The sequence below is a fragment of the Capnocytophaga felis genome, from assembly GCF_009684755.1.
In the GTDB taxonomy this organism is placed as follows: Bacteria; Bacteroidota; Bacteroidia; order Flavobacteriales; family Flavobacteriaceae; genus Capnocytophaga; species Capnocytophaga felis.
Window position 1 is genome coordinate 1 of record NZ_BLBC01000008.1, and the last position, 22,381, is coordinate 22,381.

The following is a 22,381-nucleotide window of genomic DNA, read 5'->3' on the forward strand; positions in this document are numbered from 1 at the left end:
TTCCTTGATTTTCATTTTGTTTTGCATAACAAAATGAAAATCAAGGAACTTTTACTTTTCCTATTAAAAAGTTTAGACAGGTTTAATAATAAAAAATTAAGCCCCAATTAAGGAGCTTTGGATTAAATTCTTTTTTTTATTCTTATATTATTGGTATATCACACTACCTACCATACAGAGAAAACCAAAAATAGTTACAGGAATAGAAAACTATAAAACATCTTTATGAAAAAAATAGTAAATTTTCTTTGTATGCCCAAACTAAATTCATCATAGGAAAGAAAAATATATAACTAATAAGGTAAAAAATTATTTTCTTTTTAATAATTCTAAATATTATTACTTATAATATACTTCTAAGAGGGATTTCCTGCTTAAAATTTTAACTACAATTAGGTAACATTGGTGCTAAAATTTAGCCTTTGTAAGTAAGGGCTTTTAAAGTTTCGAAAAAATTCTGTTGTTCAATATTTCTTCTACTTTCAGTAGGCTACTAATTTTTCTTCTCATAATAAAGTCCAAAGATACCAAATAGTAATTACCGAACTAAAAAGTAAAAAAATGAGATTTAATTTTTTTAATAAATTTGTACTTTTTTTATAAGAAATGTAAAAGCAAAAAATAGCAATTAATCCTAAAAAGATACAAAAAAAAGTAATATCAATATTGTTTTGTATAATGCTGGGAACATTTTTATAAAAAAAATAAACTGCTTCTTCTCTATTTTTTCGATAGGTACTAAAAATAGAAATCCATAACACAACAAAATAAGAAATAATTGAAGTAAGAATTACTCCTACTGTAAAATATAATTTATTCATAATCATTATAATTAACAAGGTCCAGGAACACATTTCCAACCACACCACCAATCACAATTTACACAGGATACATCGTGTAAAAGACAAGCTGGCGAACACCAAAAACAAGGACCTCTATAATTGCTACAACAACCACAATCACTTCCTTCCCATACTCCAAGTAATAGACAAAAAGGATCATAAGGGAATTTACGATCATTTTTTGAATTTGCTACAGTTTGAAAACGCATTGTTTTTAAATTATTTAAAGAATTTTTAGGTAAAATACTCTGTAACTCTTTCCTCGTTAGTTTACTATCTAAAAATAATATAAATTCGTCTTTGACTAAACGGTCTATTTTGCTTGCGGGTAAGTATCTATTTTTATTGTGCTCAAGATAATTTAATGTTTTATCCGCATCAAATTTCTTTCCTGCAAATCTTTTGCTTTCAGATAAATCTTTAATAAGAATTAACGCACTTGTAGCATTTATTGGTTTATCTTCTTCGCAAAAGAATGGAGATTTTTCATCAAATGAATTTGCATAAAAACTACAATTACAATCATTTGTTTTATTCTCAAAGGAGCGTTTAGCAGACTTTATGGAACTTAAATGATAAAATAAAGATAGAGTGCTTTCTTTGTAATATTCTTCTCTACTTACTTCCTCAAAAAGTTTTTCAGGAATTGCATCTAAAATATTATCAATATTTCTTATTTTTTCGTAATCTAAATTCTTTTTTATAGAATTTCCTTCGATTTTCACATCCGAATATATACTTTCTATAAAGTCATCATTTCTGATTTTACTTTTAAAATTGCTTAATTTATTCCAAGAAGAAGAGTTATCGCGAAAAAACAATGTTGAATGTAAAATATCATCTTTTATAAATGCTTCAAATTTGACCCTTATGTTTTTATTTTTAGGACTAAAAACGAAAGATGTACTTTCTTCTAAATCAGATGATTTATAAAATGTAAATTCTCCATCTACACTCTCTGGCATATAAACATTATCTTCTCTGGCACAACTACTAATTCCAAGTGTAAGGATAATCCCAATTAAGAATGATATTTTTCTCATTATTTTGTATATTTTAATTTATAAAAATTTTATTTTGCACTGATTCCGTATAAGGAAACAACTCGTAGCTTAGTTGTTATCTACTTATTGATAAGTTAGATGTAAATCCTTTTTGTGTTGTAAGTTTTTGATGTAAAAATTTAATTGATTAACGCTACAAATTTATTATGTTAATTTTTAAAAATCAATATTGACTTTTGAAAAAGTTTTTATTAATTTGCAAAACTGTGTTGTGATTATCTATTTGTTCAAAAGTGTTTTCATTTCTTCTTGCATTTCAAAGACAGCCATAGAAGGAACTTTTATAGGCATTTCCAATAGAATTTTAGCTTGTTGTTTTACTTTCTCTATGTTGCCTTCTTCTTGAAACATTTTGGCTAGTAAGTAATGTGGATACAATCTGTTTAGGATCATATTAGAAGCTGTTTGGTAATGTTTTTCAGCATTTTTGTAATTATCTCCTAAAGAGGTTTGTATAATGTTGTTATTTAGGTAGTTTTCTGCTTGGTGGTGATTTTATGTTCTCTGCCAAAGGTACTAATTTTCCTTGTAAATATTTCCGATTTGAATTTATTGGGTAAAAATATTTTTTAGGTAGGAAGTTAAAATAATTCATACATTTGCAAAATAATGTAAAGATAAAATGAAAATCGCAATTACGGGAATGGGTTCAGTTTCAGCGTTAGGAAATTCTCCTTCCGAAATTACACAAGCCTATGAAAATAATCAAACACATATTTCTCTAAATGAATCCGTTCCGATGGCAAAATTATCAGAAAGTAGCCGGTTGGAAATAGAAAATATCAGAAAAACAGAAAGTTATAAAAATTTAGACGCTTCCGTTTTGTTTGCCATTTGTGCTTCACGCAAGGCTGTGGCACAGGCTGGCTGGCAAGATGTACAATTCGGTATAAATATAGGCTCATCACGCGGGGCAACTTCACTCTTTGAGGAACATTATTTGTATTTTCTTCAAAATCAAGAATGTATGACGTTGGCTTCACCCACTACCACACTCGGAAATATTGCCAGCTGGGTAGGGCAAGATTTAAAAAACACGGGGTTTGAAATGTCGCACTCCATCACTTGTTCCACCGCTTTGCACGCTGTGGCAAATGGGGTGGCGTGGCTTAAAAGCGGAATGGAAAATCGTTTTTTAGTGGGCGGAAGCGAAGCACCCTTAACTCAATTTACGATTGCTCAGGCTCGAGCTTTGAAAATTTACAGCCATTTCACAGATGATTTTCCTTGTAGAGCTATGGATATTAATAAAAAGCAAAATACAATGGTTTTGGGAGAAGGTGCAGGTGTATTTTGTTTGGAAAAAGCTACAAAATCAAACCGATTGGCACTTATTACAGGGCTGGGATTTGTTACGGAACAAATCTCACACAGTGTTTCTCTGTCGGCAAATGGCGAATGTTTGCAAAAATCAATGCAAATGGCTTTGAAAGATACAAATTTGGAAGAAATTGATGTAATTGTAGCTCATACTCCGGGAACAATTAAAGGAGATTTGGCTGAAATTACTGCAATTCGTGAGGTTTTTGGAGAAAAAAAACCCATTTTAACCAATAATAAATGGAAATTAGGACATACTTTTGGAGCAAGCGGAGCATTAAGCCTTGAAATGGCAATTTTGATGTTACAAAACCAAGCTTTTTATGGAGTTCCTTATCTTGAAAATCAAAAAAATATCCCTCAGAAAATCAAAAAGATATTGATAAATGCCGTAGGATTTGGCGGAAATGCAATAAGCCTACTTATTGAAAAGTAATAAGTAGGCTTATTTTACCTATAAATAGATAATTATTTATTTTTCAAGTTCTTGCAACTTTCCGTCTTGCATAATTACAAGTGTTTTTCCTGAAAAAGGACTTTTAACGGATATATTCCAAAAATATGGATTGTCATTGAATGTTACGGTTATTTTCTTTGCGAAAATAGTTGTTCCTTTCTTTATTTTCTGGGTTAATGCAGATTTTGTATTTGATTTGCTTGAATGATACAAATCGTATAAATATCTTTTAATAGTTTCATCTTTCGGAACTTCAAAATGGTCTTTTTCTCCTACTTTTTTCTCCGAAAAATACACATATCCCCATAATTCGGGTTCGTGCATACTGATTTTCCATTGAGGTGACCAAACCCAGTTGTATTCAGGTAAATATTTTCCGTCAGTTCCTCGTTTTTTGTCGTATTTTCCATCAATCAAATCAAAATCCCAATGCACACGCGAGAAATTTACTCGCCAAAATTTCTTCGTTGGGATATTATGCTGCATATGTGTTTCTCGCATTGCCGCCCACGGAATGGCTACTTCCACGCTCCAGAATTTGTCGGTATCGGCGGAGTTGTTAAGTGTCCCATTGATGTGCACAGCTGATTTTAGTCCGTTGATATCCCAGCCGTCAAGTACTTTGTTTGTTTCGCGATAAGGTTTGGTGAGAAACAAATCCCAAACGGTATTTAAAGCATTGATTTCAAATTCGTAATAATTATGTGAGTCGTTATCAGGGTCTAAAAAAATCTCGAAATCGTTGTTGTGAAAAATAACTGTATCACGTTGTTTAAGCGTTGCCCAGATGTGTGGGTCTTCCATTTTGGCAAAGAAATAGAAATAATCATTGTCGTAAAGCATTTTTACGTTGGTTTTGAAATGCGGAATTTTTTCTCCTTCAATGTCGATAAAATCATCGGTAAAATTGGCTGACTTCCACGATTTTTCGTTATCTTTTCCGTCAATTTCTATTTTTTCATTAACCCGATACGCAATGTATGATTTTGGTTCAGGTTTCGTTTGAGCAAAAACGTTCAAACTAAATACAAAAACTAAAAGTGTAAAGATTTTTCTTTTCATAATATGAATAATTTGGTCAGATTTTCGTTTTATATACTTCCATAAGTTGCTTAAAAACAGATTTATCTGTGAATTTTTGAGCGTATTCAAAGCCTTTTTCACTCATCAATTTTCGTTTCTCTTCATTTGTGCTAATAGCTAAAATAGCTTGTTTTATTTCTGCAGAGGCATTATTTAAATCAACATAAACAGAATGCTTTCCGCCTGCCTCAGCAAAACAACTTCCGGAAGAGGTAATTACAGGAACTTTTGAAAATAAGGCTTCAATAATGGGAATTCCAAATCCTTCAAAAACAGAAGGATAGCAAAAAATAGTTGCCAATTGATAAATTATCGCCAAATCTTCCATTGAAACATTTTTCAAAACAAAAACGCGATTTTGCATCTTATTTTCAACGCAAAATTTTTCGATTTTCTCGAAATATTTCGTCTTTTTGCCTATCAAAACCAAAGAAATATCCAAATCTTTAATCGCTTTTACAATTTCCAAAGCGTTTTTGCGAGGTTCTATGGCACCTACGTTTAGCACAAATTTTTCCGGAAGATTGTATTTTTGGCGAATTTCTTGTTTTTTTTCTTCAGGATAAAGTTGCTTAAAAGCTTTATGGCAACCCTGATACACTACAGAAATTTTTTCCGGAGGAATGCTGAAAAATTCAACAATGTCTCGTTTTGTTTGTTCGCTAATTGCAATAATGTGATGTGATTTTAGTGCTGCATATAGGAATTTCCAATAATGGATTTTTCTGTCAAAAAACGAATACAAATGCGGATAACGAAGAAAAATCAAATCGTGAATGGTAACAATGGTTCGTGTGTTTTTATAAATGCCCAAGGGGATTTCACCCGAAAGCCCGTGATAAATATCTAATTTCTCTTTTTTAGATAAATAGCTTATTTTCAGTGTTCTCCAAATACTTTTTAGTTTTTTCCAGAAGAAAGATTTTGGCGTAATTACTTTTGTTTTTTCAGTAAAATTTATACGTTCGTCCCTTTTCTCTTTCGGGTTGAACAAAACAAGTTCCCAATCACTTTGCTCTTGCAAAATGCGAATCAAATCACGGCTATAATTTCCCAATCCGCGATTATTGTGAAAAGCTCTTTTGGCATCAAAACCTATTTTCATCACTAAAAAATCAAATATTAATTTTTCTGAAAAATCCTGATAATATTGTCTTTCAGCTAAAATAACCGAAATTTTTTATCTATAATTTATTTGCGGATTAGTCAGCTACAAACATAATGAAATTTTTTAACAAAATCTTATTTGTTCGCTTTAAAAAAATCCGTACCTTTCGCAACCAATTGTTATTCACTGTTTTTTAAAAAATTATTTGTCAAATTAATGAGAAACAATTAGTTGTATTTTGATGGGCAAACCATTGACGTACAAACTATTCAAAAAAATATTTGTATGAAAAGAAGGTCATTTTTCAAAAAAGGAGCGTTAGCAACTCTGGGAGGGATGCTAATATCTCCGTTTGATTTAAGAGCTAATGCTGTTAAAGAGGAATTTAGAGGCAAAAAAGCCAAAAACATCATCTATATGGTAAGTGATGGAATGAGTTCGGGAACGCTTACAATGGCTGATTTATACTCACGGAGGATTTTGGGCAAGCCTTCCAACTGGATAAACCTTTATCAACAAAATTTAGCCACGAAAGCCTTTATGGATATGCAGTCACTTAACTCTGTGGTAACGGATTCGGCTGCGGCAAGTTCGTCTTGGGGTGGCGGATATCGTGTCCCGAACGGCAGGCTTAACATAGGAGCTAACGGTGAAGTGTACACGCCCATCTTGCAGAAGTTTAAAGCAGGCGGAAAGAAAGTGGGTTGTGTTACTACCGTGATGATAACCCACGCTACACCGGCGGGTTTCTGTGTGAACAGCAAAGCCAGAAACGCTCAACCTGAAATCGCTGAGAAATACTTGGACTTACGATTTGACGTAATGATGGGCGGAGGTGACGATTACTTCAGTCCAGACCACCGAAAGGAAAAGAGAGACTTGTACAAAGAGTTTCTAAACAGTGGTTTTACCGTTGCCAGAGATAAAGTACAGATGCAAAAGGCACCTAAAAACAAGCCTCTGTTAGGCGTGTTTGATAGTCAAGGACTTCCGTATTCATTGGATTACAAGTATGACGAGGCTTTACACAACCGTCCGACGTTGGCAGAGATGACCAGCAAGGCGATAGAACTAATGAAAGACCACAAAGAGGGCTTCGTGCTGCAAGTAGAAGGAGGTAAAGTGGATTGGGCAGCTCACGGGAATGACATCGGGGCATTACTTTTCGACCAGTTAGCATTTGATGAAGCGGTGGGCGTAGCCATTGAGTTTGCGAAACAGGACAAAAACACACTCGTAGTGGTAACTACCGACCACGGTAACGCCAACCCCGGATTGATTTATGGTAAGAAATGCAATGACAACTTCGACAATATGCAGCATTTCAAACATACAAACGAATGGGTGCTTAATAATATTCTTCCCGACAGCTCAACGAGCTTCATAAAAGATATTATAGCAGAGAACTTCGGGAATATGAAACTCACTGACGACCAAGCCAAAGCATTGCAAGCACACTATTTAAACAAAAGTAGGGAGGACGGGCTTTACAATTACAAAAATCTACCTTTCAAGCTATTGGCAGAGATACAGAAAGAACACACCTCTGTAGGCTGGATAAGTATGGATCACTCGTCGGATTATGTGGAGCTGGCAATGTTCGGACCTGGTAGCGAGAAACTAAAACCTTTTATACATAATTATGAAATGCACAACTTTTTGTTAGAGGTAGCCGAAATGGAAAGCAAGTACTTCAATAAAAAGTAAAATTATAGTTTTGTAACCAGTTGATGCCTAAATCCCTTTCCTTTCAGAGACTTGTAGCCTTTGTCGGCGTTGTATTATTTATCGGGAAAATTATTGCCTGGCAGTTAACCAATTCTGACGCTGTGTTTTCCGATGCTATGGAAAGTACCGTTAATATAGTCTCGGCGTTTATGGGGTTATATGCATTGTACTTGGCAGCCAAGCCCATAGATAATGACCATCCGTATGGGCACGGCAAGGTAGAGTTCGTTACTGCAGGCATTGAGGGCGTTCTGATAGTAATTGCGGGACTGCTCATCATCATTCAGTCGGTACATTCCTTGCTTACCGGAATTTCGCTTCGGCAACTGGATTGGGGAATCGGTATTGTGAGTGCAACTGCCGTGATTAACTATATAATGGGCTATATATCCTGTAAGAAAGGAGAAAGGGAAAATTCCTTAGTGCTGATAAGCTCAGGAAAGCATTTACAGAGCGATACACTATCTACCTTAGGGGTTGTACTGAGCCTTCTGTTAGTATATTTGACTGACTGGCTTTGGTTGGACTCCGTAGTAGCAATGCTTTTCGGCGGGTACATTATGCTGGTGGGGTATAAAATCGTTCGCAAAGCCTTAGGCGGCATTATGGACGAGAAGGACGAGATTCTTTTTTCCGAAATCGTGAAGGTACTCAAAGAGAATCGGTGTGAAAAATGGATTGACATTCATAATATGAAGGTGCAACAATTTGGCTCGCATTTGCACATTGATGCACATATTACCCTTCCGTACTATTATTCCTTGCAGGAAGCACATCAGGAAATGGAAAAAGTAATTCGGTTACTGCTTAAAAATACTGACAGAACGGTTGAATTTAATTTTCATATGGATGATTGCAAGCCTTTCTCGTGTGAAATTTGCAATATGCAATGTGATTTTCGTAAAAGACCTTTTATAAAAAGAGTAGAATGGAATGAAAAGAGCATCTCACAAGTGCAAAAACATAAGTTGAGGGAAGAAAGTTAAGAATGTTTTTTTAAAGTTGTATTTTTTATGACGTCCGGTATCGCTGAATTATAGTATATAATGATTTGAATTATGTTTCAGTGGTGCCGGATTGTCTTTTAATATATATGATGTGAATTAAAAACATTGTTGTATTGCTGTTTATGACTTTAAAATCTGTTGTCCAGTGGTGCTGGAATGTTGTTTTGATGTATTGTTGCTAAAAACTTCTATTGCTGGATTATTGTTTTTGTAATTAAAGTTTTCCTAATGTATTTTCTGTATATAAATTTGCTTTATTGAAATTATCTTACTATATTTGTGGACATTAGTTAAATTCATTTAAAACGTAAAGATATGAAAACAATTTTGGAAGTAAAATCAGTGAAATTTGAGCAATTGAATAATGATGAGTATGCTCAATTTGTAAAAAGTGTATTGAATTTGGCTCAGAATGCTTCTCTGGAGAAATTGAGCTTGGAGCAAGAAGTATATGACAAGCTTCAAAAATACCACGAAGACCTTACGGAAGCCACACGCCAGAACCGTTTTAGCAGTGAAACCAAACGCATTGCCGATTTGGATAAGCAACGGTGTAATTATCTTGTTTTCCTGCTTTCCTCGTTTCGGTTTGAACAAAAAAATGCTATTGTAGAGCGTAAGGAGGCTGCCTCAATACTTCACAAAAATATGAGAACGTACTCCGGGATTCAGGCTTTACCTATTCGGCAGAAATCGCAAACTATCGAAGGCTTTCTAAAAGACATCAATAAGCCCGAGTTTGAGCAATATGTAAACACATTGGGAATAAAGCAAACAATTACATCACTTGCGGAGACTAACAAAGAATGTCAGAAACTCATCGAAGGACGTGCTGAAAGTCAGATTACCAATACGCTTATCAATACCAAGAAGGTGAGGAGGGAAGCTACGAAATTATATAGGTACTTGACCAAATGTGCAGTGAGTAGTCATATAGTGTTTCAATCGCCGGAAAGTGCTACATTTATTAAGTTACTTAACAAATTGGTAACCGACACGATGAATGCTCATAAGCTACGAACCTTGCAACCCACAGCCAAGCCTGCTGAACCAGAGAATAAAACAGAGGAAACACAACGATAAGATATTATGAAAATAAAAGAAAGAAGCCGAGCTCAAGAGTCAACAAAGGCTATTGAGCGTATGTATGTTACGATGCGTCATCTCTTTGCACGCGGATTTTACAAACCGATGGGTGTATCAGGAGAAGCCTTGCGTGAATCGTTATTATTACTTCGTCCTGAAATATACGGTACCATTGCTGAAAGCAAAGCGGAACTTAGTGGACTGAGCTATGTACTCGACCGCCTACCTGAAGGTATTGAACAATGTACGTACATTAACCTGATTTCCGATGAAGGGTATCGGAAGTCGCATTTCAAGCCTATTATCCCTCCGAAAAGACGTCGCAATTGCTATCGCATTGATGAGCAGCAGATGAATATCGAAATCACACGCGGAAGGTCAGATATATATGATGCTCTCACACACTTGACATTCTTGTTTATAGAGTCACATAAAATTGCCCGCAATGTATTAATAGAAGAGACAGGGGGGCTGTCACGCGATTGGGAGAAGCTGGAACAGGCATTCAATAAAAACAAACTTACACAGGCAGAGCGTGAAACTACCCTCATACACATCGGGAATATCTTAGGACGTACTTTTGAAGAAGTTCTGGAAGTATATCATTCCTTTGCGACACCTTCGCAGCCTGAGCGGTTTATCCATATCGTGTATTGGCTGGGTAAATTAGCATTGAATGAAATTCTGGAAGATAAGAAAAGGGTTATTACCTTCAGTACCGTGCTTCGCGAACGATTAGGGCATCATCTGCACGGGGAGATTTGGGCTGATACTATCAAGAAAACCTTATACGCAAACGGATTGCTGACACGTCCGTTACATATTATCAGTGCCAATATGCACAGTGTAATGAACAGTATCTTTGCTGAAAAGGCATTGAAAACGGAAGTCAAGGGGAAGACGCGAATGGAAATCTTTGAGCTTTTGAGCAATCCTGATAGCGAACGACTTCGTAAAAAGGTCAAGGATTATGCTCACAATAACGGTATGATATCGATTCCGGATACCTCAGGAACCAACATTGATGTACAGATATTCGATACGGAGAAGATAGACCTTACGGGTACACCCTATTCCTTTGGTTCAGGAGCCAAACCCGTCATATTTGTGATGGATTACGCATTCGGGGAACAAGCCTATGAGACCATCGATGAACTCTTGAAACCTTTCCGAACTGAACAAAACACCTATTTTATGAACGTGGACTCTATTTCCATAATGGGGAAAGCAGGTATCTTGGAAGGTGGCAAAGGAGATTTGATGATTCCTACGGCACACATCTTTGAAGGGACTTCCGATAATTATCCCTTTAACAATGAGCTAACGGCACAGGACTTTGAAAACAACGGGCTGAAGGTATTTGAAGGCTCTATGATTACGGTACTCGGAACTTCTTTGCAGAATAAAGACGTACTGAACTATTTCCTTCGTTCTACGTGGAATGTCGTCGGGCTTGAAATGGAAGGAGTTCACTATCAAAAAGCCATTCAGTCAGCATCAAAGATACGTAAAAGCATCCGTGAAGATGTAAAGGTACGTTATGCTTACTATGCGTCTGACAATCCGTTAGAGACAGGAAGTACATTGGCATCAGGAGGTTTAGGCACCACAGGTGTTAAGCCTACATATCTGATAACGCTGAAAATATTAGAGCAAATATTTGCAAGTGAGTAAAGTACTGGTATTTTATCAATATAAATGAAGTTAAAGCATTACTCAATGTCAGTCTGAGCGTAGTCGAAGACTGAGCAAGTATAATTAGAATAAAAGGCTTCGACTTCGCTCAGCCTGACAAGTATTGCTAAAATAAAATGCTTCGACTTCGCTCAGCTTGACAAGTATTACGATGATAAAAGCTTCGACTTCGTTCAGTTTGACAAGTATCACTAAAATTATTTACAAGAATGATTTATAAAATGCTTGTTATACTAGATTATCGTTTTTAGTAATCTGAATGGGGTTGAGGTGTTACTGAATGTCAGTCTGAGCGTAGTCGAAGACTGAGCAAGTATAATTAGAATAAAATGCTTCGACTTCGCTCAGCTTGACAAGTATCACTAAAATTATTTATAAAAATGATTTATAACGTGCTTGTTATGCTGGATTATCGTTTTTAGTAATCTGAATGGGGTTGATGTGTTACTGAATGTCAGTCTGAGCGTAGTCGAAGACTCGGTAAGTATAATTAGAATAAAAACTTCGACTTCGCTCAGCTTGACAAGTATTACTAAAATTATGTACAAGAATAATTTATAAAGTGTTTGTTATGCCGGATTATTGTTTCAGGCATAAAAAAAATTCTCCCTTAGGTAAAGCACTTAAGGGAGAATTTTTGTATAATGGTCTCGGATAATTAGCTTGTCGTTTCGTTAATTAAAAGTATATCGCACAGATAGCCCGGTTCTGATTGTAGTCATCGGGAACGCAGTGGATATAGCCGATTTCGAGAAATTATACTGCAGGTAATAAGAAGCCAGTAGGTTCTTACTGAGGTTATATTCTGCTGTGAAGTTCCCCAGCCAGTTCGTCTGACCTGCCGTTACCTGATTGTTAAATACCTCCATATTGCGGATTACGGTAAACTCATCACGATACGAAAGGGTTCCTTTGAGGATTAAGTCGCTTTTCAGTGTGGTTTTCACGCCACCTACCTTGGTAACAAATCGCAGGTCTTTGATACGGTATCCCAGTCCTAATTTATATTCCTTCCCGATGATTTCAGTTAAGTAATCGTTATCCAAGCTGATGGATACGGTACGGTCACGCGTTAGTTCAGCAAGCACGTTAATAGAGTTTTTCATCTCCATATTGGCTCTGATAAGCGGATTAAATTGTTCCACTAAGGTAACATTGGTAAACAGCTTTTCACTTAGGAAGTTTCCGGCTGCATTTACCTTGTTCAAGTCATTCGGGTCGTATTCCAAATTAGTTCTGAAATCACTCAATGAATAGCTGGCTCGATAACTATGGTCTAAAGTAAATCTCCTGAATGCCTTTTTGATAGGTTCCAGACGCATTAACCCCGTGTATGTGATGCTCCATTCGGGTATGGGAATATTCTTGAAAGCTCCCAGTGATACTTTATCGGGGTTTTGCCCTGAGTAAGCCGCTAAAAATGCCGGTATCATCACACGCTGGCTGGTTTTGCCGTAGCCTTTGGGGAATCCCTCGCTATCCAAGTTATTGGGGTCATTAAGGTTGATACCTCTTTCAGCTGCCAAACGATTGGCAATATTCAGCCTGTACTGCTTGAAACGTTCAAAGCCTTCCGAATTGTATTCGTCCACCTTATCGAACGAAGTGGCAAGCAAGTTGGTAGATATGTTGAAATTCCCTGTTTGATTACCAATAAGTTTGTTATACACGAAGTTTTGTACCTCGAAGGTTTCCGTATAGTTGTCGGTATATTGCCGTAGGGCTTTCAGGGTGATTTGCAAATCGGGAATGGGTTGCAAGTTTGCCGTGATGGTTAGGTTTCTTTCTTTGGACTGTAAGAATGGGTCGTTAAAGTCCGCAAAATTGGTCAGGTACCCTCTTTTTGCCATCTCGTAACGTACATCAGACTGGTCTCCGAACATAAATCCGAATGAAGGCTTCGTGGTTCCTAAGAATCCAACGCGTTGCGTGTAGCCCGGGAGCGTTTTTCCGTTAGTCTCGGAGTAATTTACGCTGATGTTTTTAATCATCGTTGCCAATGATTTCCATAGTTTCTGTTTCTCTGTCCTTGCACTTGGCTTAATGCCAACGTAGCGATAGAGTTGGTCGAAGGTCATATTCGCTGTCAGATTGTGCGTGTTAGCGTTCTGTAACGTGTTGATATCGTGCTTGGCGAGCTGTAACAGTGTTTGCGAACCGCGTTGCCAATCAAAGTCACCTGAGTACGTGTAGTTCGCTTTGATGAATTGCAGGAACGGAAACTTGGAGAATGGAAGCTCGTAATTCAATTGGAACTTCGAGAAGAAATGATCCGGATCTCCTAAATCCCAGAAATTATCCCATAAACCTACGTCCTTGCGTACGCCGGAAACATCTCCGTTGGCATCATACGCATAGTAATTACGTATGATACTGTTATTCGTGGCATTGAAATTCACACGCAGTGAACGAGTCAGGTTGTAATTGATGCCTATTTGGTAGTCCATCAGGTAATTTCTCTGCTGAAGCTCAGGCATAGCCTTCTGTTTTGTGATATCGACTCCTTCAAAGTACACGTCTCGGAAGAGTTGTTTTGAGAATGACCTTGTGATATTGGAAGAAAACATCACGCTGGTAGGAAGCAAGTTGAGGTTTAGGTCAGATAGCCATTGCCAGTATCTTTTGCCTTCCAAGCGTTTTATCTTCTTGAAAGGCTCTAACGGCTTAGCATCAAAGGCGTAATTATATAACAGACCTGCCCGCACGTTTTGCTCGTTTTCATATTTCAGTTCGTAATCCCTGTGGTTTACTTCATTGTAAGCATAATTCAGCGTCAGGTTTTCAATGTTATAGAATCGTTTCTTTTGTCCTTCGGATAGGTTTTTCTTCACCCCGATTAGGTTTACGCCCCTTCGTACGGTAACATTCTCGGCTTGTTCTTTAATGGCTTCCCGTTCCTGAGCAGTTTGGGCTACGCTAAGCCTGTCTTCCAAGCGAATATCCTGATAAACAGGGTCGTATTCGGGCGTTGATACTTTCTGTGAATGGTTCAAAGCGAGTGGAATTTGCATATTCCACTTGGTAGGGAGTAGCTTTCCGGCATTGATGTTCATCACTACATCGTATTCCTTAGTGCTTTCAATGGCTCGCTGGTTAGGAGCTTGGTCAACGGCACCAAAGCCAACGGTATTCATACGTCCCGTGGCTGAGAGATTCATAAGCTCAGAAGCATTGGCATCTAAGGCACCTACCATTGCCCACCCTCCGGAATTGGAGAGTTCGGCTACACGCAGTTCGTTAAACCAAAATTCACCGCTTGCAGTATGCCCTGATACGTTCTTCACGCCTATCATTACGGAACGTATGCTACCCAGTGAAGGGTTTCCTTTTATTGCATATCGGTTTTCACCAAACACATACGGCGTATTTTCAGATACTGTATTGAGATTTGCATCATAATACGTGGCGTTATTCAATGTCTGATTTCTCAGCCCGATGGCTTTGATTTTTGTCAGAATTTCCATTGGGACTATCAGTTCGTTCTCCTTTGGCCAAATAAGTCCTTGCGATGATGTTCCTATGGGGGTTACTCGCAGTGGGATTTCTACCTGATAATAGTTTTCGTTAAAGTCCGTACCGATACGTATAAAGGCAACCATCTGTCCGTCATTCAATGACTTGTTATTGTAAGCCTCAGCGTGCGTGAACATCTTGATGTACTTGTACTGCCTCAAATCGATACTCATTACTTTGTAAACAGCCCTACTGTCATAAGATTCCAAATTATCAACAATGTATGACAGGGATTGCTCATTTTGTTCTATTAGCGTGTTATTGGTGTTGATTCTTTCCCGATAAACTCCCGGAGGCATCACGTACGGAATGGGTGTACGGGTTTCATTCTCGATGAGGTTCACTGAATTGATTTCAGTATGAGTGTTATCATCTGTCGGATCATCCAAATCGCTACTCAGAGTGTAGTTATAATAACGCCAATCGCCACGTACCAAATCCAGCGTCCCGAATCGCAATAGCATATCTTGCGAGAATCCGGTCATATACATTCGCATATGCGTTATGGAATTGATGATGTCAATTTCATCATTGGGACTTACGGGAAATGTGTATCCTTCACGTACCATTTTCCCTTCGGCAATGGGGATTTTAAACTGAATCCAGCGTGCCGAGACGTTCCTTCCGTTAGGAGCTTCCACCGAAACCGTACGAATGTCATTTACGTACCTATCGCTGCGTGAAATGTTAGGCTTTATAGGAAGTCGATACTCGTAGTAATTGTTTGCCGTATTCATTGTGAAATCGGCATTAATATCTTCGTAATCGGGAACCGTTGTTGAACCCCTATCGTTGTTGCCTACTGCAACGGGGGAGTTGCCCTCTGTTCCGTTATAGTTGTAATAACGATTTAAAATACCGCCACTTCGTGCTAAATAGTATTCGTAATTATCCAAAGCGGGGTCGTTAGGTGATTCGGAAATATTATTCGTGTAAATGCTTGCTTCTTGTGCGTTTTGCAATCCGTCTAACCCAACATCTTGCAGCGTTCTGTTTTCGCTACTTGCATCGAAGGCATATAACAATGATTGTGCTCCCGGAGTTCTTCCCCAAGAAGAGGTATTAACAGTTGATGAAGATGAAAGCCCCGGCAATCCGTTTTCGTACTGTTTACGTCCGTCTTTCAAAACATCTTCGGAAATATTCCCTAAGTTGAAAACCAGTTCTCCTGTTCCTGAGTATTCTCCTGAGGTATAAGGGTCAAGCATCCAAAACTGGATGTATTCAATGTTACTTTCCTGAAAGTCGGAGTAGGTCATTCCTCGCATAATTCCAGCCCATTTTTCATCGGCGTTGGCAGCTCCAAATGCAGGATTATTGTTGTACTGTCCTTTGGCGTTAGGATAATACGCAAGGTCTAAAGTTGGCTGTACAAGTGTTTGTCCCTGTGCTACTTGCTGTTCTGGAAAGATTTCTTCGATATAAATGCGTCGTGTGCTGTTCTTTGAAATCTCATCACTGCTCACATCCGAAGGTTTTTGCGATGAGTAGAATATAGGGTCAATTGTGTACCAAGCCATTTTGGCACGTCCGTAACCGTTTTTCAAATTTTCAGGATCATCGGGCGATGTTCCGTACAAGGTTCTCGGTTGTGTTCCGCTTCCGGAACCAAATTCAAGTGGGGTGCTGGCAAGTTTCCAAGCCAACGGAGAGCGGATGTCAATGGTTGTCTGAGCTGATTCAAAATCGTCCAAATAAACCGTTGTTTCTCCGTCAAAATTATCACCTTTGGGCGTTTCCGGAATAAGGTAGGCAAACTCACCACGCACAGAAAGGTTTGAGGCAACATCGGATTTTATCGTAGGAATACGATTTACTAAGCGAGTGAGGAAAGGAAGTTCTGTTGAGTAGGTTCCGCCAAAGCCAAAAATGGTATTATTAACCGATTCTTGTCCGTAACTTGTTTTCTGGGTGTAAGGACGTTCGCGAAGATTGACCACAGAAGCTCCCATTATGAATTTGTCGCTGAATTTATGTTCAACGTTCAATCCCATAAAACGTGTGGTTTGTCCTCCGAAAATCAGATTATTTTCTACCGATACTTGAATTGGCAAATTTGAAGCCTCCAAACTTGGATTGGTGATTTCAACAATTCCTGATTGATAATCAACTAAATAATCAATCCCTTCAACCAAAATACGTCCGCCTGCGGTAACTGTTACCGAACCACGGGGTACGTTAAAAGCTCCCAATGATATTCCTCGTCTGCCCGATGACTTGTAGCGTCCTTTCATTTGGAATTTGTTTTTGTTTCCATCCATTTGGGCTTGCGTTTTGGTGTTTGAGTACAGGCTCGGATAAACGTATTTTCGTTGGTTTTCGTTGTAAGTGGTTGGGTCAGAGTAGTTGCCTCCTCCTAAGGTTTTGTGCAGAAATTCCCCAAAAGGTTCTACTTTTGTAAAGAAAATTTTCCCGTATTGTTCATCAACCGTAATTTCGGGAAGAAAGTCGAAAAATCCATCTCCTCCGGGTTGTGGGTCGTTGTACTTGTTTAAACGGTCGAAGTTAAATAAGTTCAGCAATATTTTGTCTTCCAGCCCCGAAGGCCAGCCAACGTCAGATACTTTTGTAATGTAGTTGATAGGAGATGGGTCAGAATAATAGATGTTCATTCTGAAATCTTCGGGGTCCAACTGAGCCGTACCTAAGGAATAGACATTTTTCATCATCAAATCCCATATAGGGTCCTTGACACTCAGTCGATTACTTTTTAACATCTTTAAAACTAATAAATTGTTGGTAATGGCATTATTTGCTGCCGAGATGTTATAACTTGTTGCCGAAATTCCGTCGTTGGCAAATTCGCCCACCTGATGCACTTGGTTTCCGTAGGTGTACTGATATGCTACTGCAAGCACTTCATCACTGCTCAGGGCGATGTTAAGTGAGATGTATCCTAATTTTGTATCAACTTTGTAATCAGTACCTTCTTCTAATTTTCGGGCGTTTTCAATCACAGCATAATCGTAACCTTGACTAACGATGTTTGAAAGACTTCCGAAACCTTGCTGTAAAGTTGCCACATCGCGAATGGCTTCCGAAAGTACCGATGTTTTTCCTATTTGTGTAGGGTCATAGTCGTTTGCCGTGTTGCTTGGCATATTATTGTTTGTTGTGTGAAAGAAACCCGCAGGAGCATTTTGATTGATACGTGTGTTTTCGGGTTTTGATTCTCCTAAATCTTGTAGAGCCAATATGTTACGAATATTTCCTGTACGGTTGTTGCGGTTGGTTACCCATACTTCCAAACGTGTAATTTGTACTTTACTGTTGATGAAGGGATAATTTTCCAAGGCTTTGTCATATTGGTCACGGAAGAATTGTGCCAGAAAGAAGTTTCGGTTTTCGTCATAATCCAAAGCTGTAAAATCAAATTCGGTTACAGTACCTCCGCCTTGTGCCGTTACGGTTTTTCGTTCCGATTTTTGCTCAGAAAATACTCCGGTGATGGTTGTCCGCCCGAATTTTAATTCTGTTTTCACTCCAAATAGACTTTGAGAACCCGTAATCAATGAGTTAGACATTGGCATTGAGATATTCCCCAACTCTATTTTTTGAATAATATCGTCTTCATTGGGTTCATATTCGAGTTTAAAAACGTTCTGAAAATCAAATGAAGCCTGTGTGTCATATTGGGCGTTGAGTGAAAGCCTCGTCCCGATTTTTCCGGTAAGTCCCAAGCTGATTCGTTGGTCAAAGTCTAACCCCCAAGTGCTTCTGTTTCGGGGTGTTATGGCGGGATTGTCGTTCTTGTTGTAACGTATGCCCAAATCAATTCCCACGCTTCCCTGAGGAATTAAATCAATATTTCTTCCGCCGAAAATACTTTCAAAAAAATCAGAATTTACGTACAAATCCGGAAGTAAATCACGTTGTACTTTTTTCTTGTTTTCACCCGTTTTGCTATCATCAACTGCGTCCCATTTTTCTTTGTAGTAAGCTCGCATTCGTTCACGAAGTACCAAATTTTCATATTCCTTAACAGTCAGAAACATAGGAACGGAAAGGTCATACTCACCCAGCTTTTCTGTGTAAACGTACTTGTTTATTTGCGGATCGTAGGTGTACTTATGAATGATGTTTTCAGGTTTTTTCAACCCGATTTTTGGTATGTTGTTTTTGACCACAATGCTATCTTTTGGCTCATTTTGCCCAAAGAGTTGCATCGCTGTTAAAAGGAGTAGTAGATTTAGAATTTTCAAGGATTTCTTCATAATTCTATATTTTTTCCGATGATTTTTCTTAGAAATCACGATGATTTTCAAAAATGGTTTCAATTTCTTTGTCATTGAGCGGGGTCAATTGGGCAAGTTGCGTGAAAGCTTCCCAGATTTCTTCTCGCTCTAAGGTATCAATGGAATGTTTTTTATCAATTTGATTAAAAATCTGAATAAAATCAATCAATAAAGCTTCTTTTTCTTCAGGTTTGAGGTCTTTTTTGTCTAATTTTTTATAGAAATTCGTATAGGCAGCCATTGCTTTTTTGGCAATAGTAGCAGAGGTTCCGTCTCGTCCGTCCCAAGCAGAAAACGGGTTGCCTAAATTGGCTTTCAGCCAACTTTCTGAACGCAATTGTTTTGCTTCAAAATCAGGGAGTTTCGAAAATTCTTTTTTGATTTTATCGCCTACCGTTTTCGGAATGCTCCACACCCAAAGTTTTTCCAGCAGCGGAAAATCCACTGGTTGTGGGAAATCATTAAAACCATAAGCATTGGTAATCCAAAGGCTTTTTATATTTTTTAGTTCTTTGAAAGATAACACGTTATGTAGGGTTGCGTTTTGTCCGTTGATTAACATATCTTCTACTTGTGGCAGACACTCAATGATATTTTGCCCATCGACTGCATTTTTTTGGTTAGAAAAAATCCGAACCTTTTTCACTTGTTCCAAACCCGAAAAATGAAACTGTGAATTTTCTAAATTCAGTTGTAAGTCCAGCAATTTTCCGCCGAACGGACATTCAATCGTTTTCAATGTTGAAAAATCACCCGTTAAAACCAAATCAACAAGTAGCGGATTTAAAATTAACTTTTCTACATTGCTGATATTCAGGTGCAAATCACGAAGATGTGTTTTTGAAATATCTACCACTTTGAGATTTTGTTTCTGTGGAAGATTTAAACAGATAATCATCGGTGTAATTTCCAAATAATCAATGAGTTCCGAAGAGAAAAAATCACTTTCAATTTCGTAACTATATCGATGTTTTTCTGCCAAATCCTTGAAAAAATTATTAGTGGGAGGCTCTTTTATCCAAATTTTTGAATACTTCTGTGCCTTGAAATTCTTTTGTATTTCCGTGTCAAGTTGTTGCCAAAGGTATTGTGATTCAATTTGTTGTGTATTGTGAACCGTCCATTTGTCAATTTCCTTTTCTGCCGGAATGGAAGTGGTGGGGACATTTCCTAAAAAAACAGGATTAAGTTGCTCAAAATCAGATATCCAACCGCAAAAAAATTCTTTTTTCCAATAGTGATGGTCATTGTACAGCGGCTGCCAATTTTTGATATTTTCTATTTTTGGAATTTCTGACTGAAAGTTATTGAAAACCAACACCAAAAGTCCTTTATCTTCATTTTTTTCAAGGATTTGGCACGGAAAAAAGAGGTTAAACCGCTCTAACCATATCTTAAACACATCACCTACCGAAAATAATAACTCACTCATTATAAATTCTTTAATGCTTGTTTTATAATTTCTTCCACAGAAATTTCTTCTGAAGCTGATTTTACAATTTTGTCCACCACTTTTTCGGCTTGTTTTCTGGCAAACCCTAATACTTCCAGAGCGGCAAGCGCTTCTTCTTTGTTGGTATTGACTTCATTATAAGGTACATCGTCAAAATCTTGAAGCTTCATCATCTTATCTTTCAAGTCCAAAATAACACGTTGTGCGGTTTTGGCACCAATCCCTTTAACGGATTGAATTGTAGATACATCCCCGTTGATTATCGCACTGCGAACGTGCGTCGCTGTGAGTGAAGAAAGCATTGTGCGTGCCGTGCTTGCTCCAACTCCCGAAACCGATAGTAATAGCACAAAAACTTCACGTTCTGCCTTGGTTAAAAAGCCATAAAGTGTGTGAGCATCTTCTTTAATTTGCAGATACGTGTACAGCTTAATATTTTCATTTTCAAGAAGTGATGAGAAAGTATGCAATGTAATATTTACAAAATATCCCACTCCACCACAGTCAATAACTACATAGGTCGGATTTTTTTCGATAAGTTTTCCTTGTAATTGGGTAATCATTTTTATAAATTCTGATTTTCTTGCCAAACTGAACCGCTAAGGTATGAAATATATTTTTATGTAGAAATATTTTTAATAAAAACGATTTTTTTTTAAGATTTAATCCTAAAAATTTAACAATATCACATAAAGAAAGATTGTTTAAAAATAGAATTATTGTTTTTGTAAAGAGAATATATGAAAATAAAAAAAGCCTTAACAAATTTGTTAAGGCTTTTTGTTTTACAAAACTTTTATATTATTTCGCTGGGAAAACCACACGGAATCCGATGTTTCCTTGTCCATCACGAGCTATGTAAGTTCCACGATTAGCGATACGGCACTTATCGTGTAGGCAAGAGAAACTTGCTCCACGACGAACGCGGTAAGTTCCACTTTCAGCTCCAGTAGGGTTTGTTTGGTCAGTACTTGGGTAAGTTCCATACCAATCAGCAGTCCACTCCCAAACATTTCCGTTAACATCATATAATCCTAACTCATTAGGTTTCTTCTCTCCAACCGGGTGTAATTTACCTCCTGAATTGTCTCTGTACCAAGCATAATCACCAATGTTATCACCTACACCATCTTCATCAGCAAAAATTCCATCTTGGTTCAATCTTTTATTTCCTCCTCTCAGGATATACTCAAATTCAGCTTCAGTAGGTAATTTACCGCCTACCCATTCAGCATACGCTTTAGCTCCATACCAAGAAACGAGAACTACCGGAAGATTTTCTGTACCCGCTTTTGGAATAAAAACCTCTCCTTTTTGTTCAATATCTCTACCTTGATACCATTTTTTTCTGTCTTCTGTTTGGTTACCTTTTGCAGTTAAGAATTTTGCATACTGAGCATTCGTGATTTCGTATTTACTAACTTTAAAATCGCTCAATGTTACATTATGTTGAGGTCTTTCATCCCATTGACTTTGTTTATCTTTAGTAGGACTTCCCATAAGGAAAGTTCCTCCTTCAACGAATACCACAGTATTTTCAATTATTGGTTTTTGTGTTATCTCTTCTTCTTTTTTATTACAGCTAACCAATGAAATCATTGCTATTGATACTGAAACTGTGACAACACCTTTTGCTAACTTTACGATGTTTTTCTTCATAAGTAATAGTATTAAATTATTAATCTTTTATTTGTAAACCACTGTTATTGAAATAATCTCATTACTATAAAAGCATATAAATTTCTTTTAATTTATTGAAATACAGCTTCAAAAACATTAGTTTGAGGGTG

At 37.4% G+C, this 22,381-nt stretch carries 13 protein-coding genes; 5 read left to right on the plus strand and 8 right to left on the minus strand.

Annotated elements, in window-relative coordinates; all coding sequences use genetic code 11:
• Positions 1-832: 832 nt before the first annotated feature.
• Positions 833-1,885 carry a hypothetical protein gene (locus GN105_RS06960; RefSeq protein ID WP_155284695.1) on the minus strand — a complete coding sequence of 351 codons (1,053 nt, stop codon included), beginning with the start codon at positions 1,883-1,885 and terminating at the stop codon, positions 833-835.
• 240 nt (positions 1,886-2,125) lie between these two features.
• Positions 2,126-2,299: a hypothetical protein gene (locus tag GN105_RS06965; RefSeq protein WP_155284696.1), complete on the minus strand. Its 174-nt coding sequence runs from the start codon at positions 2,297-2,299 to the stop codon at positions 2,126-2,128.
• Between the two features lie 229 nt (positions 2,300-2,528).
• On the opposite strand from GN105_RS06965, the gene GN105_RS06970 reads away from it, so the two are divergent.
• On the plus strand, positions 2,529-3,662 hold the full coding sequence (locus GN105_RS06970; RefSeq protein ID WP_155284697.1) for a beta-ketoacyl synthase N-terminal-like domain-containing protein: 1,134 nt from the start codon (positions 2,529-2,531) through the stop codon (positions 3,660-3,662).
• A gap of 36 nt (positions 3,663-3,698) precedes the next feature.
• Here GN105_RS06970 and GN105_RS06975 read toward each other — a convergent pair whose 3' ends face one another.
• Entirely contained in the window at positions 3,699-4,745 is a 1,047-nt protein-coding gene (locus tag GN105_RS06975) for a carbohydrate-binding family 9-like protein (RefSeq protein WP_155284698.1), read from the minus strand.
• 16 nt (positions 4,746-4,761) lie between these two features.
• Positions 4,762-5,871, minus strand: a complete 1,110-nt coding sequence (locus GN105_RS06980) for a glycosyltransferase family 4 protein (protein ID WP_155284699.1) — start codon at positions 5,869-5,871, stop codon at positions 4,762-4,764.
• Between the two features lie 288 nt (positions 5,872-6,159).
• Here GN105_RS06980 and GN105_RS06985 point away from each other — a divergent pair, with 288 nt between their 5' ends.
• From GN105_RS06985 to GN105_RS07000, 4 genes are all read left to right on the plus strand, one after another.
• Positions 6,160-7,581 (plus strand): alkaline phosphatase, encoded by a 1,422-nt coding sequence (locus GN105_RS06985; protein WP_155284700.1) that lies wholly within the window; start codon positions 6,160-6,162, stop codon positions 7,579-7,581.
• 23 nt (positions 7,582-7,604) lie between these two features.
• The gene (locus GN105_RS06990; protein ID WP_155284701.1) at positions 7,605-8,588 is read left to right on the plus strand and encodes a cation diffusion facilitator family transporter; all 984 of its coding nucleotides are present in this window, start codon (positions 7,605-7,607) and stop codon (positions 8,586-8,588) included.
• A gap of 336 nt (positions 8,589-8,924) precedes the next feature.
• Positions 8,925-9,692, plus strand: coding sequence for a DUF6261 family protein (locus tag GN105_RS06995; protein WP_155284702.1), 768 nt, complete (start codon positions 8,925-8,927; stop codon positions 9,690-9,692).
• 6 nt (positions 9,693-9,698) lie between these two features.
• Positions 9,699-11,369: a DUF6909 family protein gene (locus tag GN105_RS07000; RefSeq protein ID WP_227977377.1), complete on the plus strand. Its 1,671-nt coding sequence runs from the start codon at positions 9,699-9,701 to the stop codon at positions 11,367-11,369.
• A gap of 695 nt (positions 11,370-12,064) precedes the next feature.
• Here the strand turns inward: GN105_RS07000 and sov are convergent.
• The 4 genes from sov to GN105_RS07020 all read right to left on the minus strand — a co-directional run bounded on the left by sov (position 12,065) and on the right by GN105_RS07020 (position 22,250).
• On the minus strand, positions 12,065-19,117 hold the full coding sequence (sov, locus tag GN105_RS07005; RefSeq protein WP_155284703.1) for a T9SS outer membrane translocon Sov/SprA: 7,053 nt from the start codon (positions 19,115-19,117) through the stop codon (positions 12,065-12,067).
• Between the two features lie 28 nt (positions 19,118-19,145).
• On the minus strand, positions 19,146-20,570 hold the full coding sequence (locus GN105_RS07010) for a hypothetical protein (protein WP_155284704.1): 1,425 nt from the start codon (positions 20,568-20,570) through the stop codon (positions 19,146-19,148).
• Positions 20,570-21,154: a Holliday junction branch migration protein RuvA gene (gene ruvA / locus GN105_RS07015; protein WP_155284705.1), complete on the minus strand. Its 585-nt coding sequence runs from the start codon at positions 21,152-21,154 to the stop codon at positions 20,570-20,572. The genes GN105_RS07010 and ruvA overlap by 1 nt, the downstream gene beginning before the upstream one ends.
• 238 nt (positions 21,155-21,392) lie before the next feature.
• Complete coding sequence (locus tag GN105_RS07020) at positions 21,393-22,250, minus strand: formylglycine-generating enzyme family protein (RefSeq protein WP_155284706.1); 858 nt, start codon at positions 22,248-22,250, stop codon at positions 21,393-21,395.
• Positions 22,251-22,381 lie beyond the last annotated feature (131 nt).